Consider the following 13,498-nt stretch of genomic DNA (forward strand, 5'->3'; position numbering starts at 1 on the left):
GAAACCACTTCCCGCATTCCGAAAACCCTAACCCCTTGATAAACAAAGTGTTTCGTGTTCCGTTGTCGCTGGAAGTGGTGCGCATTATAGGGGGTTGGAACCTAGCGTCAACCGTTAAATTCAAAAAAGTGTCATGCTGGCTAAGGCAGCGGCAAGCCTTACAAGCTGGGGAAAGCGAACTGCGAGGCCTCATGAGACGCGCGCTGCGGCCAGCGCTGGGTGATCGCCTTGCGCCGGGTATAGAAGCGCACCCCATCGGGGCCATAGGCATGCAGGTCGCCAAACAGTGAGCGCTTCCAACCGCCGAAACTGTGATAAGCCACCGGCACCGGCAGCGGTACATTCACCCCGACCATACCCACTTCGATTTCATCGCAGAACAAGCGAGCGGCTTCGCCATCCCGGGTGAAGATACAGGTGCCGTTGCCGTATTCATGCTCGTTGATCAACCGCATGGCCTCTTCAAGGCTGTCAACCCTGACGATGCACAACACCGGGCCAAAAATCTCTTCTTTATAGATACGCATCTCGGGCGTTACGCGGTCGAACAGGCAGCCGCCGAGGAAGAAGCCTTGTTCGTGCCCGCTCACACTCAAGCCGCGACCATCGACTACCAGCTCAGCACCGGCACGCACACCGTCTTCAACATAGCCACTTACCTTTTCGCGGTGTTGCCCGGTCACCAGCGGGCCCATATCCAGCCCGCAAGTAGTGCCAGCACCGATCTTCAGTGCCGTAACCTGCGGTACCAACTTGGCCACCAGCGCATCGGCCACCAGGTCACCGACGCACACTGCAACCGAGATCGCCATGCAGCGTTCGCCGCAAGACCCATACGCTGCCCCCATCAACGCATTCACGGCGTTGTCCAAGTCGGCGTCGGGCATCAGTACCGCGTGGTTCTTCGCCCCGCCCAGTGCCTGCACACGTTTGCCGCGCGCGGCACCTTCCTTATAAATGTATTCGGCGATCGGGGTCGAACCCACGAAGCTCAAGGCTTTGACTTCCGGCGCCTGGATCAGCGCATCCACCGCGACCTTGTCGCCATGCACCACGTTGAGCACCCCCTTGGGCAGCCCGGCCTCGTGTAGCAGTTGGGCAATGTACAGGGTAGAGCTGGGGTCGCGCTCCGACGGTTTGAGGATAAAGCAGTTACCGCATGCGATCGCCAGTGGGTACATCCACAACGGCACCATCGCCGGGAAGTTGAACGGTGTAATACCAGCCACCACGCCCAGCGGTTGGAAGTCGCTCCAGGCATCGATGTTCGGCCCAGCGTTGCGGCTGTACTCACCCTTGAGCAACTCCGGCGCGGCGCTGGCGTACTCCACGTTCTCGATACCGCGCTTCAGTTCACCGGCGGCATCTTCGAGGGTTTTGCCATGTTCTTCGCTGATCAGCCGAGCAATGCTCGCCTCGTGCTGCTCAAGCAATTGCTTGAAGCGGAACATCACCTGCGCACGCTTGGCGGCGGGGGTGCTGCGCCAGGCCGGGAATGCGGCCTTGGCGGAATCGATAGCGCGCTGTACGGTGCCTTGGTCTGCCAACTGCACCTGATGCACCACTTCACCTGTGGCCGGGTTGAACACATCCGCGCTGCGCGCACCGCCCGAAACCCTTTCGCCGTGGATCAGATGTTGGATAACGCTCATGTATGGCTCCTGCTGAATCAGTCGATTTGGCTGAGGGCTTCGCCCACAGCATCGAACAGCGTGTTCATTTCCGCGGCGGTGGCATTGAATACCGGGCCGAACTGAAGCGTATCGCCGCCGTAGCGCACGTAGAAACCTTTGTTCCATAGCTTCATGGCCGCCTCGAACGGGCGCACGATGGCATCGCCGCCGCGCGGTGCCAATTGGATGGCCCCGGCCAGGCCACAGTTGCGGATGTCCACCACATTAGCCGTGCCCTTGAGCCCGTGCAGCGCTTGCTCGAAGGTTGGCGCCAGTTGCGCGGCGGCCTCGACGAGGTTTTCTTGCTCAAGGATACCCAGCGCAGCCAGGCCCGCGGCGCAAGCCACCGGGTGTGCCGAGTAGGTATAGCCATGGGGGAACTCGACGGCGTACTCCGGGGTGGGTTGGTCCATGAAGGTGCGGTAGATCTCGCTACTGGCGATGACCGCCCCCATCGGGATGGCGCCATTGGTGACCTGCTTGGCGATGCACATCAAGTCTGGGGTTACGCCGAAGGTTTGCGCGCCGAACATAGTGCCGGTACGGCCAAAACCGGTGATCACTTCATCGAAAATCAGCAAGATGCCGTGCTGGTCACAGATCTCCCGTAGCCGCGGCAGGTAGCCCTTGGGCGGCGGCAGCACGCCTGCCGAGCCGGCCATGGGCTCGACGATGAGCGCGGCGATGTTGGAGGCGTCGTGCAGTTCGATCAACTTGAGCAGTTCGTTAGCCAAGGCCACGCCGCCGTGCTCCGGCATGCCTTTGGAATAAACGTTCTCCGGCAGCAGGGTGTGCGGGATGTGGTCTACGTCCAGCAACTGGCCGAACATTTTGCGGTTGCCATTGACGCCGCCCAAGCTGGTACCGGCGATGTTCACCCCGTGGTAGCCCCGCGCCCGGCCAATGATCTTGGTTTTGCTGGCTTGGCCCTTCAGCCGCCAGTAAGCCTTGACCATCTTCAGGGCCGTATCGGCGCATTCGGAACCGGAGTTGGTGTAGAACACATGGTTCAGTTCGCCCGGCGCCAGTTCGGTGATCTTTTCGGCCAGTTGAAACGACAGCGGGTGCCCGAACTGAAACGCCGGCGAGTAATCCAGGGTGCCCAATTGCTTGGCCACCGCTTCCTGAATTTGCGTGCGCGTATGGCCGGCGCCACAGGTCCACAAGCCAGAGAGGCTGTCGTAGATCTTGCGACCCTTATCATCGACCAAATAGCGCCCCTGCGCCGCAACGATCAACCGCGGGTCGCGTTGGAAGTTGCGGTTGGCGGTATAGGGCATCCAGTGGGCATCCAGCTTGAGCTGGCTGGCCACGCCGTGAGGGGCGGTTTGCGGCATGTTCATGGTCAAAGCCTCGCCTGGGTTAACAGCAGTGTGGTGGTTGCCGTTTACGGTGGCACGGGCATAAAGTCTAAAAAACTCAATTTTATCTATGTAAAGTTAGGCCATTACTAAACTATGACGCGCCTTGCCCCGCTTGCCCAAGTCAGTGATTTCGAGATCCGCCTGTTGCGGGTTTTTCGCAGCGTGGTCGACAGCGGGGGGTTTTCGGCTGCGGAAAACATCCTCGGCATCAGCCGCTCGGCCATCAGCCAGCACATGAGCGACCTTGAACAACGCCTCGGGCTGCGCCTATGCCAGCGTGGGCGTGCGGGGTTTTCGCTTACCGAAGAGGGGCGCGAGGTTTACCAGGCTTCATTGCAATTGCTCGGCGCGCTGGAAACCTTCCGCACCGAGGTCAATGGCCTGCACCAGCACCTGCGCGGTGAATTGAACATTGGCCTTACGGATAACCTGGTGACCTTGCCTCATATGCGAATCACCCACGCCTTGGCGCAATTGAAGGAAAAGGGCCCGGACGTACGCATCCAAATTCGCATGGTGGCGCCCAGCCAAGTGGAGCAAGGCGTATTGGACGGCTCGCTGAACGTTGGCGTGGTGCCCCAAGCCAGCCCGCTGCCGGGATTGGATTACCAGCCGTTGTACAGCGAGCGCTCGTTGCTCTACTGCGCCGCCGGGCACCCGTTGTTTTATGTAGGCGAGGCCACCTTGGACGACGCCCAGCTGAGTGTGCAGGATGCCATCGCGCCCACCTTCCGTTTGCCGGTCGACATCCAGGCGCACTACCAGGTGCTCAACTGTACCGCCAGTGCCTCCGACCGTGAGGGCATGGCGTTCCTGATCCTCACTGGGCGCTACATCGGCTACTTGCCCGACCATTACGCGCAGTTCTGGGTACAACAAGGGCGCCTGCGCGCGCTCAAACCGCAAAGCCGCTACTACGACCTCAGCCTATCTTGGGTCACGCGCAAAGGCCGGCGCCCCAACCTGGTGCTCGAAAGCTTCATCCAAAGCCTGGGCACTACCCAATAAGCCACCGGTTTTTTTCGTTCAAACCCCTGAAATGTATACAAAGGCCATAGTAGCGCGTAAACAAAACTGAGCAGTTGGACAGGTTTTTGCAATGCTTCGTGCATTCATCACCACCGCCTACGAGAAACTGCGCCATGCCTGCAGAAGCGACCCCCGAACACGATCTGATCTATGGCTTGGAAGACCGCCCCGGCCCGCTCACGGCGCTGCTGGCAGCACTACAACATGTGCTGGCCGCCTTCGTCGGCATCATCACCCCGCCGTTGATCATTGGCTCTGTGCTGGGGCTTGGCGAGCACCTGCCCTACTTGATCAGCATGGCCTTGATGGTGTCAGGGGTCGGCACATTCATCCAGGCGCGCCGCCCATTCGGTATCGGCGCCGGGATGATTTGCCTGCAGGGCACCAGCTTTGCGTTCTTGGGCGCGATCTTGTCGGCCGGGTTCATGGTTAAACAGCGTGGCGGCAGCCCGGAAGACGTACTGGCGATGATCTTCGGCGTGTGCTTTTTTGGTGCAATGGTGCAAGTGGTGCTAAGCCGTTTCATCGGCCACTTACGGCGGGTGATTACCCCGCTGGTCACCGGGATCGTGATTACCCTGATCGGCATCAGCCTGATCAAGGTTGGCATCACCGACCTCGGCGGTGGCTTCAATGCGCCAGATTTCGGCGCCCCGGGCAACCTCGCATTGGGCGGCTTCGTGCTGCTGGTGATCATTTTACTCAACCGCTGCAATACCCCCTGGGTACGCCTTTCGGCCATTATCCTGGGCTTGGGCGCCGGCTCTGTGGCCGCTTGGTTCAGTGGCAAGCTGGTGCCCCATGCGTTGGGTTCATTGCCGTTGATCAGCGTGCCGCAACCGTTCAAGTTCGGCTTCGCTTTCGACTGGGCGGCGTTCATTCCTATTGCCCTGATTTACCTGATCAGCGCCATCGAAACGGTCGGCGACCTTACCGCCAACTGTATGCTTTCGCGCCAACCCATCAACGGCCCCAGCTATGTGGCCAGGCTCAAGGGCGGCGTGTTAGGTGACGGCGTGAGCTGCCTGCTGGCCGCGACCTTCAATGCGTTCCCCAATACCACATTCGCCCAGAACAACGGGGTGATCCAACTCACCGGCGTGGCCAGCCGTTATGTGGGCCTGTACATCGGCGCCATCTTGTTCTTGCTCGGCCTGGTGCCGGCCATCGGAGCGGTGTTGCAGCAAATCCCCAAACCCGTGTTGGGCGGCGCTACATTAGTGATGTTCGGCAGTGTCGCCGCCGCTGGCGTGCGCATCCTGGCGCAAACCCCGCTGGACCGGCGCAGCATGTTGGTCATCGCCACCAGCTTTGGCGTCGGCCTGGGCGTGGCCGCGCAACCTGAACTGCTGCACCTGCTGCCCAAACTGGTGCAGAACCTGTTCGACTCGGCCATTACCAGCGGCGGCATCACGGCGTTGGTGATGTGCCTGCTGCTGCCGCAACCCCGCGTCGCCGCGACCACGCTGCAGGCAGAAGGTGCCGGGGGCCCTAGGTAAGGTTTATTGCACACAAGGCTTGTGTGTTGCCTTTGGGTGCGTTATCAACGCACCCAAATGTCTTACCCGGAAACCGCCATGACCCTTGTAGTGCCCGCTCATAGCCTGCAGAACGGTAAACCCGCCAGCCGCATTCGGCAAAAGAACGAAGAAGCCATTATCCACGCGGCTGAAGACGAGTTCGCCAAGCATGGCTTCAAGGGCACGAGCATGAACACCATCGCTCTGAATGCAGGCCTGCCCAAGGCCAACCTGCATTACTACTTCACCAACAAGCTGGGCCTGTATGTGGCCGTGTTGAGTAACATCATCGAGCTATGGGACAGCACGTTCAACCACCTGAGCGCCGATGACGACCCGGCTGAAGCGTTGGCGCGCTACATTCGAGCGAAAATGGAGTTCTCCCGGCGCCAGCCGCAAGCGTCGCGCATTTTCGCCATGGAAATCATCAGTGGCGGGCAATGCCTGAACGAATACTTCAGCCAAGACTACCGCCTTTGGTTCAAGGGCCGGGCCGCTGTGTTCGAAGCCTGGATCGCGGCCGGCAAAATGGACCCGGTAGACCCTGTTCACCTGATTTTCCTGCTATGGAGCAGCACCCAGCACTATGCAGATTTCGCCACGCAAATCTGCCGCGTCACCGGAAAAACACGCCTGACCAAGCAGGATTTCGAAATGGCCGCAAGCAACCTGATCACCATCCTGCTCAAAGGGTGTGGTATCAAGCCTGCCCAGTAATCGCCGCGGACCCCATGCCCTTTACCTTGATCAGCCCGTGCGAGTATCGCGAAGAGATCCGCAAAAGCCGCTTCATTGCCCTGGCCGCGCCCATTGAAAACGCCGAGCAGGCCCTGGCCTTTGTCGAAGCGGCCAGCGATGCCACCGCCTCGCACAATTGTTGGGCCTGGAAGCTCGGTGCCCAGTACCGCAGCAGTGACGATGGCGAACCCGGCGGTACCGCTGGCCGGCCCATCCTGGCGGCCATCGAAGCGCAAGATTGCGACCAGGTAGCGGTATTGGTGGTGCGCTGGTTCGGTGGCATCCCCTTGGGTACCGGTGGCCTTGCCAGGGCGTATGGCGGTTGCGCCAACAAATGCCTGCACCAGGCTGAAAAACGCTTGTTGGTCGCCCGCCAGTCGTATCGCCTGCACTGCAACTTCAGCGAACTGGCCCTGGTGCGCCTGCGTGTGCATGAGGCCGGCGGCTTGGTCGAACAAGAACAGTTTGGCGCTAACGGCGTCGATGTGCAGTTGGCCCTCGAAGCGCGAACGCTTGGCCTGGTTCAACAGCAACTGGCGGATTTGAGCAAAGGGCGCATCGCGCTGCAGCCGTTGTAACGTTACCCACATTCGCCGTGCATCAGCCTGTGGATAACACTTGCATAGCCCGGCCCAGCCCCCGTGGGGCGGGGTTTACGGTGAACTGTTCATTTTTTCGCCAAACACTCGCCAGCCGCGGGTTTTACCCACGTAACCAACAGGTTATACAACCAGCAGTGCAAAAGGCTGCGCTTGAAGCGGGTCGGCGCCTTTTGCCCACATAAAGTGTGGAGCGCCCTGTGGATAAGCCGTGCAATACCTGACGGCGACCCGTTGCGGCGGGCCCCGGGCCTGCGTGGTTATTTAATGAGCAGTAAACCCAACGCTCGTAGGGGGCGTCTCAACTTAGCTGCCCCAACGTGTGAAACACCACACCCCGTGACGCAGAATCCCCATAGCGCTAGAATGCCCCCTTTTACGCACCCCTGGATCAGCAGACAGGGCAATCACTGAGCTGGCTTACCTTGCATACACTTGAAAGGAGCCGGCACATGCCCGCGACCCGTATTTGGCTGAAAAACCCATTGGCCTGCTTTACCGCTAACCGCTTCGACGCCCGCGGCGGCATCGTCATCCAGGGCAACCTCATCGAAGAACTCCTTGCCCCTGGGCAAGCACCCTTGCAACCCTGCGCCGAGGTATTCGATGCCCGCGAACATGTGTTGTTGCCAGGGCTGATCAACACCCACCACCATTTTTACCAAACGCTTACCCGGGCCTGGGCACCGGTGATCAACCAGCCATTGTTTCCCTGGCTCAAACAGCTGTACCCGGTGTGGGCCAGGCTCACCCCTGAGCGCTTGCTGCTTGCCTGCCAAGTGGCGTTGGCCGAGCTGCTGCGCTCTGGCTGCACCACTGCGGCGGACCACCACTACCTGTTTCCCACGGGCCTTGAACAGGCCATCGACGTTCAAGTCGAGGCCGTACGCATGCTCGGCCTGCGGGCGATGCTCAGCCGTGGCAGCATGAGCCTGGGCGAGGCCGATGGCGGTTTGCCGCCGCAGCACACGGTACAATCGGCTGACACCATTTTGCGTGACAGCGAACGGCTGGTGCAGCGCTACCACGAACGCGGTGCCGGTGCGCAGATACAAATTGCCCTGGCACCTTGCTCGCCGTTCTCGGTCACCCGCGACATCATGCTCGCCAGCGCCGAACTGGCCGCACGCCTGGATGTACGCCTGCACACGCACCTGGCCGAAACCCTCGACGAAGAACGCTTTTGCCTGGAACGCTTCGGCCTGCGCACAGTGGATTATCTCGACAGTGTGGGCTGGTTGGGGCCGCGTACGTGGCTTGCCCACGGCATTCACTTCAACGCCGAAGAAATCGCCCGCCTGGGCGCTGCCGGCACCGGCATCTGCCACTGCCCCAGCTCGAACATGCGCCTGGCCTCAGGTATTTGCCCCACCGTAGACCTCGAACAAGCCGGCGCGGTGATAGGGCTGGGGGTCGATGGCTCGGCCTCGAACGACGCCTCCAACCTGATACTGGAAACCCGCCAAGCGCTTTACCTACAGCGCCTGCGCTACGGCGCCGCGGCCATCACCCCCGAACGGGTGCTGGGCTGGGCTACGCGGGGCTCGGCGCAACTGTTGGGGCGCAACGACATCGGCGAACTGGCACCCGGCCTGCAGGCAGACCTCGCCCTGTTCAAGCTCGACGACTTACGCTACTCCGGCAGCCATGACCCCCTGGGGGCATTGCTGCTGTGCGGCGCCGACCGCGCCGACCGGGTGATGGTCGGCGGCCAATGGCGGGTGATCGATGGGCAGATCCCGGGGCTGGATATCGCCGGCTTGATCGCCAATCATCGCCAAGCTGCTGCGCAGATGATGGCGGGCTGAAAAGGTGGCGGTAGGCAGAGGCATAGCTGAAACCGTACCGCCACCTTGTGGAGCCACGTATGAAACGCGCCTGCGTTCGGGGTGTTTCAGGGCGTCCTTTAGCAGATAGAAACGGGCATCAAGTGCCTAAGTCGGCAGCGCCAAGACCATAACGCCTTATGCGCCGGCGCGCCGAAACAGCCTGTGCGCGACCGCCGCGAGCCCTACCGCAATGCCCCCAGCAGCAAGGCCCACCACCGCCTGTACCATGTGACCATGCAAATAGGCCTTGAATGCATCGGCGAGCAGCCAGGTCGGGGCCTTCAGCATCGCCTCGGCGATAAACGCACCGCCCACAAAAAACATGGCGATGGTGCCTACCCACGACAACATCTTCATCAGCTTCGGGGCCATCAAGATCAGCCAACCGCCTACACGTCGAAGCGCAGCCGCGAAATGGCCACGGCTGGTGATCTTGCGCATTCGCAGGCCCAAATCGTCCAAACGAACAATGCCCGCCACCAAGCCGTACACACCAAAGGTCACCAGCAACGCAATGATGATGAGGGTAATCAGTTGTTGGGCAAAAGGGGCCTGCGCTACAACGTTCAGGGTGATGACCACGATCTCAGCGCTGAGGATGAAATCTGTGGTTACTGCGCCTTTTACCTTCTTGGCCTCATAAGCCTTGGCCTCGGCGTCATTAAGCGCTTTGACCTTGCGATCAGCCTGGCCTTTGTCATGGGGGGTCAGCTTGTCTATCAGCGACTCGACCCCCTCATAGCACAGGTAAATGCCGCCTATGACCAGAAGCCCATGAACGATGACCGGCGATAGGTAATTCAGCCCCAGCGCTAGCGGTATGAGGATCGCCTTGTTGATCAACGAGCCTTTGCACACCGCCCACACCACCGGCAGCTCACGATCCGCCTTGAGCTCGACGACTTTTTCCGCATTTACAGCCAGGTCGTCAGTCAGCACGCTAGCGGTTTTTTTTGCGGCGACTTTGCTCATCACCGAGATGTCGTCGAGCAGGGTAGCAATGTCATCAAATAATGCGAAAAAGCTGCTAACCGCCATAATCATTCTTTCCTTTGGCAGGGCGACCGATTGTGGTGCCCCAAAAAATTGGCCGCGCCGTTTGCCGGTGCCTTTGGCTGCCCGGCAAATGGCCTGCAGCACATTCGCGGCTCAACGGCTATGGTGAACCTCGTCTATGCCGCATTACGCCGGCGGCTTGGTTCCTGACGCAATGCCCCGCGAAAATCGTTGCTAAAGACTACAGCAATGGCGTGAGGGTTTCCGGTATGTGCCCTAGAATGGGCATTTGTGTTACCGGATGAGAGAAACACCATGTACGAATGGCTCAACGCTTTGCCCAAGGCAGAATTGCACATGCACCTGGAAGGCTCGCTGGAGCCAGAGTTGCTGTTCCGCCTGGCCGAACGCAACCGCATCGGCCTACCCTGGGAGAATGTCGATGCCCTGCGAAGTGCCTATGCCTTCAACAATTTGCAGGCGTTTCTCGACCTCTACTATCAAGGCGCCGATGTGCTGCGCACTGAGCAGGACTTCTATGACCTGACCTGGGCGTACCTGCAAAAATGCAAAGCGCAGAATGTAGTGCACACGGAACCGTTCTTCGACCCGCAAACCCATACCGATCGCGGCATCCCCTTCGAGGTGGTAGTGCGGGGCATCAGCCAGGCCCTTAAAGACGGTGAACGCCAATTAGGCGTGAAAAGTGCGCTGATCCTGAGCTTTTTGCGCCACCTCAGCGAAGACCAAGCACAAGCCACCCTCGACCAAGCCCTGCCTTACCGCGATACGTTCGTAGCCGTGGGCTTGGACAGCTCTGAAAAAGGGCACCCACCCAGCAAGTTCAAGCGCGTGTTTGACCGCGCACGCAGCGAGGGTTTTTTTGCGGTCGCCCATGCCGGCGAAGAAGGCCCGCCCGAATACATTTGGGAAGCACTGGATTTATTGAAAATCCAGCGCATCGATCACGGTGTGCGCGCCATAGAGGATGAACGGCTGATGCAGCGGATCATTGATGAGCAAATCCCGCTTACCGTTTGCCCCCTATCAAATATCAAGCTGTGCGTGTTCGATCACATGGCCAAGCACAACATCCTCGATATGCTCGAGCGAGGCGTGAAAGTGACCGTGAACTCGGACGATCCGGCCTATTTCGGCGGCTACGTCACGGAGAACTTCGAGGCGCTGCATACCCACCTGGGCATGACCCAGCAACAGGCCCAGCGCTTGGCGCAGAACAGCCTCGACGCGCGGCTGGTCAAATAGCGCCCCGTCCCAGGCTGGCCAGCCCTCGCTGGCCCTGGGGTGTAACCCGAAATGCACGGGTGCTTTCGTGCCGCGCCAACCATTGCCGCTGCAAACACAACCGCAACAAGCTGGTACCCAGCACGCCACCGATATGGGGCCCGCTTTCGCACCAGTCGCAACAGGTTTGCACTTCTAGCCGGTTAGCTCGTGGCAGGGCCTGCACATAGATGCCCAGGTTGGCGAGCCCGGCACTACCGGCCGGGGTGATGGAGGTGCAGTAGTCATCGCTTCGTACCCAGCCGGCCTCTAGTAGGTTGCGGTACATCTGCGCGGCCACCATGCCGCCCAGGTGCTCGCCGCACAAGCGGGCTTGGCGCATGGCGGCGGTCGCAGGCGCCAGCGGCGCATCGGCGAGCACCGGGCGGGCGTTGCTCTGCGCGCTAGCGCTGGCCAGCGCCTCCACCGCGACGCCCACCTCGGGGTTGGCCAAGCGAAAAAAGCGCTTTCGCCCACGGGCTTCGTGGGTCAGCAGGCCGGCTGCAGACAACCGCGAAAGGTGGGCACCGGCAGAGCTGGACGAAACACCGGCAAGCCGGGCCAGTTCGTCGGCGCCGCGGGTGGCGCCGTCGATCAGCGCCCAGAGCAGGGCGCTGCGTTTAGGGTCGGCAATCAACGTTGCGATGTGGCTGATGGAGGGCGCGTATTCCATTTTCAATCCCTGTGAAAGCGCTCACTGACAGGCGCCGGAAGGCCCGGCGATCGTGCCTGGATTATAAGCACCCACTGCCCCGCTAAAGGGGCCCAGGGAAACGCTGCGCCTCCCATTACGCAAGCGTTCGGGCTAACCGCGGCATACCGTTGATGTGGTCAATACAGCAAATACGGGTCCGGAACCATTCGCTGTCGTAAAAACCTACACGCTGTGTAGAGAACTCCACCCCTATGCGTGGAATTTTCCCAGGGCCCGCGCATGTTACGCCCGTTGCCAGGCCTCGCCACCCATACAAAACGTTTCAATCGCGAAACGAGGCAGCCGGCCCAGGGGCGGCCACCGCCCGGCGCCTGGCATGGGCCTGGGTGGCCTTGCATAGGCCCGCGGCGCATAGTGCGCACAGCGCAATGATCGCAGCCATCGGCACGGCCGTACCGTTGGCGAACGCGCCCACCAGCCACGAGGTAAAGGAGGCAATGCAAAACTGCAAGCAGCCCAGTAACGCAGACGCGCTGCCGGCGCGGTGACCTTGCCCGTTCATGGCGCAGGCCGAGGCGTTAGGGATAATACAGCCCAGGCTTGCCACGCAGACGAACAACGGCAACAGCAACGGCCACAGCTGGGCGGGGTGCGCCAAAGCCACCAGCACCAGTGCCACGCCGCCGGCGGCATGCACCGCGATGGCCCGCGCCAGGATGGGCGCCGGGCCAAAGCGCGCCAGCAGCCGGGCGTTAACCTGCGCGACCAGGACGAACCCCGCCGCATTGGTGCCGAACACCCAACCAAAGTGTTCCGCTGGCACCCCGTACAAGGTGATGATCACGAACGCCGCACCGGCGATGTAGGCGAACATGCCAGCCATTGCCACCCCGCCGGTAAGCGCATTACCTACGAACACGCCGTCTGCGAGCAGGCTGGCATAGCGGCGCAGTGCCCCGGAAAGCGGGTGGCGCGGATGGTGGGCCGGTAAGCTCTCCGGCAAACCCAGCGCCACAGCCGCTAAAGACAAGCCACTGAACAACGCCAGGCAAAAAAAGATCCAGCGCCAACCGGTGGTATTGACGAGCAACCCCCCGAGAATGGGTGCCAGAATCGGCGCCAAGCCCATCACCAACATCAACTGCGAAAACGCCTTGGCGGCGCCGATGGTGTCGCATTTGTCGGTGACGATGGCGCGCGCCAGCACCATACCCGCGCAACCGCCCAATGCTTGCAAGAAGCGCGCACCGATCAACCACGGCAAGCTAGGCGCCAGGCCGCAAGCCACCGACGCCAGGGTGAACAGTACGATCCCGAAGAGCAACGGGCGCCGCCGCCCGAAACGGTCGGCCACCGGCCCATACACCAGTTGCCCGATCGACAACCCCAGGAAGTAGGCCGACAGCGTCACCTGCACGTGCGCCTCGTCGGTGCCAAACGCCTGCGCGATGGAAGGAAACCCAGGCAGGTAAAAATCGATGGCCAAAGGCCCGAATGCGCTGAGCGCGCCCAGGATAAGCAGCGAGGTCAGGTTCATGGGATATCCGCAGAAAGAAAGCCGGACAGTCTACCTGCGCTGCATGGCAAAAGCATGTCAGCGAGCTTGGGCGGCGTACCCCTCCTGCTGGATAAGCGCCAACACCTGTTCGGTGGCCAACGCACTTTGTACGCCGACCTTGCCTGCGGCCAGCTCTACGGTCACTTGCGCCTGTGGGTCTTGCGCCTGGATGGCCGTGGTCACCGCACGGGCACAATGGTCGCAGGTCATGCCTTTTACGTCGAAATACCGCATGGGTTGCCTCCTGTTAGCA

General features: G+C 60.9%; 12 protein-coding genes. 6 read left to right on the forward strand and 6 right to left on the reverse strand.

All coding sequences use genetic code 11. The features are described 5' to 3' along the window. Nucleotides 1-158 precede the first annotated feature (158 nt). Together HAQ05_RS22600 and aptA are read right to left on the reverse strand one after the other, a co-directional pair. Nucleotides 159-1,652, reverse strand: coding sequence for a CoA-acylating methylmalonate-semialdehyde dehydrogenase (locus tag HAQ05_RS22600; RefSeq protein ID WP_190424804.1), 1,494 nt, complete (start codon nucleotides 1,650-1,652; stop codon nucleotides 159-161). Between the two features lie 17 nt (nucleotides 1,653-1,669). After that, entirely contained in the window at nucleotides 1,670-3,016 is a 1,347-nt protein-coding gene (gene aptA, locus HAQ05_RS22605; RefSeq protein ID WP_190424806.1) for an omega-aminotransferase AptA, read from the reverse strand. Between the two features lie 114 nt (nucleotides 3,017-3,130). On the opposite strand from aptA, the gene HAQ05_RS22610 reads away from it, so the two are divergent. The 5 genes from HAQ05_RS22610 to HAQ05_RS22630 all read left to right on the forward strand — a co-directional run bounded on the left by HAQ05_RS22610 (nucleotide 3,131) and on the right by HAQ05_RS22630 (nucleotide 8,731). Further along, on the forward strand, nucleotides 3,131-4,045 hold the full coding sequence (locus tag HAQ05_RS22610; protein ID WP_190424808.1) for a LysR family transcriptional regulator: 915 nt from the start codon (nucleotides 3,131-3,133) through the stop codon (nucleotides 4,043-4,045). 134 nt (nucleotides 4,046-4,179) lie between these two features. Further along, nucleotides 4,180-5,565, forward strand: coding sequence for a uracil-xanthine permease family protein (locus HAQ05_RS22615; RefSeq protein ID WP_190424810.1), 1,386 nt, complete (start codon nucleotides 4,180-4,182; stop codon nucleotides 5,563-5,565). Nucleotides 5,566-5,643: 78 nt separating this feature from the next. Further along, nucleotides 5,644-6,303 carry a TetR/AcrR family transcriptional regulator gene (locus HAQ05_RS22620; protein ID WP_190424812.1) on the forward strand — a complete coding sequence of 220 codons (660 nt, stop codon included), beginning with the start codon at nucleotides 5,644-5,646 and terminating at the stop codon, nucleotides 6,301-6,303. Nucleotides 6,304-6,317: 14 nt separating this feature from the next. Next, a complete protein-coding gene (locus HAQ05_RS22625; protein WP_190424814.1) occupies nucleotides 6,318-6,902 on the forward strand; it encodes an IMPACT family protein in 585 nt (194 codons plus the stop codon). Nucleotides 6,903-7,375: 473 nt separating this feature from the next. Continuing rightward, the gene (locus HAQ05_RS22630) at nucleotides 7,376-8,731 is read left to right on the forward strand and encodes an 8-oxoguanine deaminase (protein WP_190424816.1); all 1,356 of its coding nucleotides are present in this window, start codon (nucleotides 7,376-7,378) and stop codon (nucleotides 8,729-8,731) included. 156 nt (nucleotides 8,732-8,887) lie between these two features. Here the strand turns inward: HAQ05_RS22630 and HAQ05_RS22635 are convergent, their stop codons facing one another. Further along, nucleotides 8,888-9,790 carry a DUF808 domain-containing protein gene (locus HAQ05_RS22635; RefSeq protein WP_190424819.1) on the reverse strand — a complete coding sequence of 301 codons (903 nt, stop codon included), beginning with the start codon at nucleotides 9,788-9,790 and terminating at the stop codon, nucleotides 8,888-8,890. A 273-nt stretch (nucleotides 9,791-10,063) separates the two neighbouring features. Here HAQ05_RS22635 and HAQ05_RS22640 point away from each other — a divergent pair, with 273 nt between their 5' ends. After that, nucleotides 10,064-11,014, forward strand: a complete 951-nt coding sequence (locus tag HAQ05_RS22640; protein WP_190424821.1) for an adenosine deaminase — start codon at nucleotides 10,064-10,066, stop codon at nucleotides 11,012-11,014. Here the strand turns inward: HAQ05_RS22640 and HAQ05_RS22645 are convergent. The 3 genes from HAQ05_RS22645 to HAQ05_RS22655 all read right to left on the reverse strand — a co-directional run bounded on the left by HAQ05_RS22645 (nucleotide 11,007) and on the right by HAQ05_RS22655 (nucleotide 13,479). Continuing rightward, on the reverse strand, nucleotides 11,007-11,705 hold the full coding sequence (locus tag HAQ05_RS22645; RefSeq protein WP_190424823.1) for an ArsR/SmtB family transcription factor: 699 nt from the start codon (nucleotides 11,703-11,705) through the stop codon (nucleotides 11,007-11,009). The genes HAQ05_RS22640 and HAQ05_RS22645 overlap by 8 nt on opposite strands. A gap of 304 nt (nucleotides 11,706-12,009) precedes the next feature. Beyond that, nucleotides 12,010-13,224, reverse strand: a complete 1,215-nt coding sequence (locus tag HAQ05_RS22650; protein WP_190424825.1) for a multidrug effflux MFS transporter — start codon at nucleotides 13,222-13,224, stop codon at nucleotides 12,010-12,012. Between the two features lie 57 nt (nucleotides 13,225-13,281). Beyond that, a complete protein-coding gene (locus HAQ05_RS22655) occupies nucleotides 13,282-13,479 on the reverse strand; it encodes a heavy-metal-associated domain-containing protein (RefSeq protein WP_190424827.1) in 198 nt (65 codons plus the stop codon). Between the last annotated feature and the right edge of the window lie 19 nt (nucleotides 13,480-13,498).

The organism is Pseudomonas typographi, assembly GCF_014694385.1.
In the GTDB taxonomy this organism is placed as follows: Bacteria; Pseudomonadota; Gammaproteobacteria; order Pseudomonadales; family Pseudomonadaceae; genus Aquipseudomonas; species Aquipseudomonas typographi.

Excerpts from the sequence above, each read along its gene's own strand:
- HAQ05_RS22600 (WP_190424804.1), bottom strand. The coding sequence starts at position 1,652 with ATGAGCGTTATCCAACATCTGATCCACGGCGAAAGGGTTTCGGGCGGT.
- aptA (WP_190424806.1), bottom strand. The coding sequence starts at position 3,016 with ATGAACATGCCGCAAACCGCCCCTCACGGCGTGGCCAGCCAGCTCAAG.
- HAQ05_RS22610 (WP_190424808.1), top strand. The coding sequence starts at position 3,131 with ATGACGCGCCTTGCCCCGCTTGCCCAAGTCAGTGATTTCGAGATCCGC.
- HAQ05_RS22615 (WP_190424810.1), top strand. The coding sequence starts at position 4,180 with ATGCCTGCAGAAGCGACCCCCGAACACGATCTGATCTATGGCTTGGAA.
- HAQ05_RS22620 (WP_190424812.1), top strand. The coding sequence starts at position 5,644 with ATGACCCTTGTAGTGCCCGCTCATAGCCTGCAGAACGGTAAACCCGCC.
- HAQ05_RS22625 (WP_190424814.1), top strand. The coding sequence starts at position 6,318 with ATGCCCTTTACCTTGATCAGCCCGTGCGAGTATCGCGAAGAGATCCGC.
- HAQ05_RS22630 (WP_190424816.1), top strand. The coding sequence starts at position 7,376 with ATGCCCGCGACCCGTATTTGGCTGAAAAACCCATTGGCCTGCTTTACC.
- HAQ05_RS22635 (WP_190424819.1), bottom strand. The coding sequence starts at position 9,790 with ATGGCGGTTAGCAGCTTTTTCGCATTATTTGATGACATTGCTACCCTG.
- HAQ05_RS22640 (WP_190424821.1), top strand. The coding sequence starts at position 10,064 with ATGTACGAATGGCTCAACGCTTTGCCCAAGGCAGAATTGCACATGCAC.
- HAQ05_RS22645 (WP_190424823.1), bottom strand. The coding sequence starts at position 11,705 with ATGGAATACGCGCCCTCCATCAGCCACATCGCAACGTTGATTGCCGAC.
- HAQ05_RS22650 (WP_190424825.1), bottom strand. The coding sequence starts at position 13,224 with ATGAACCTGACCTCGCTGCTTATCCTGGGCGCGCTCAGCGCATTCGGG.
- HAQ05_RS22655 (WP_190424827.1), bottom strand. The coding sequence starts at position 13,479 with ATGCGGTATTTCGACGTAAAAGGCATGACCTGCGACCATTGTGCCCGT.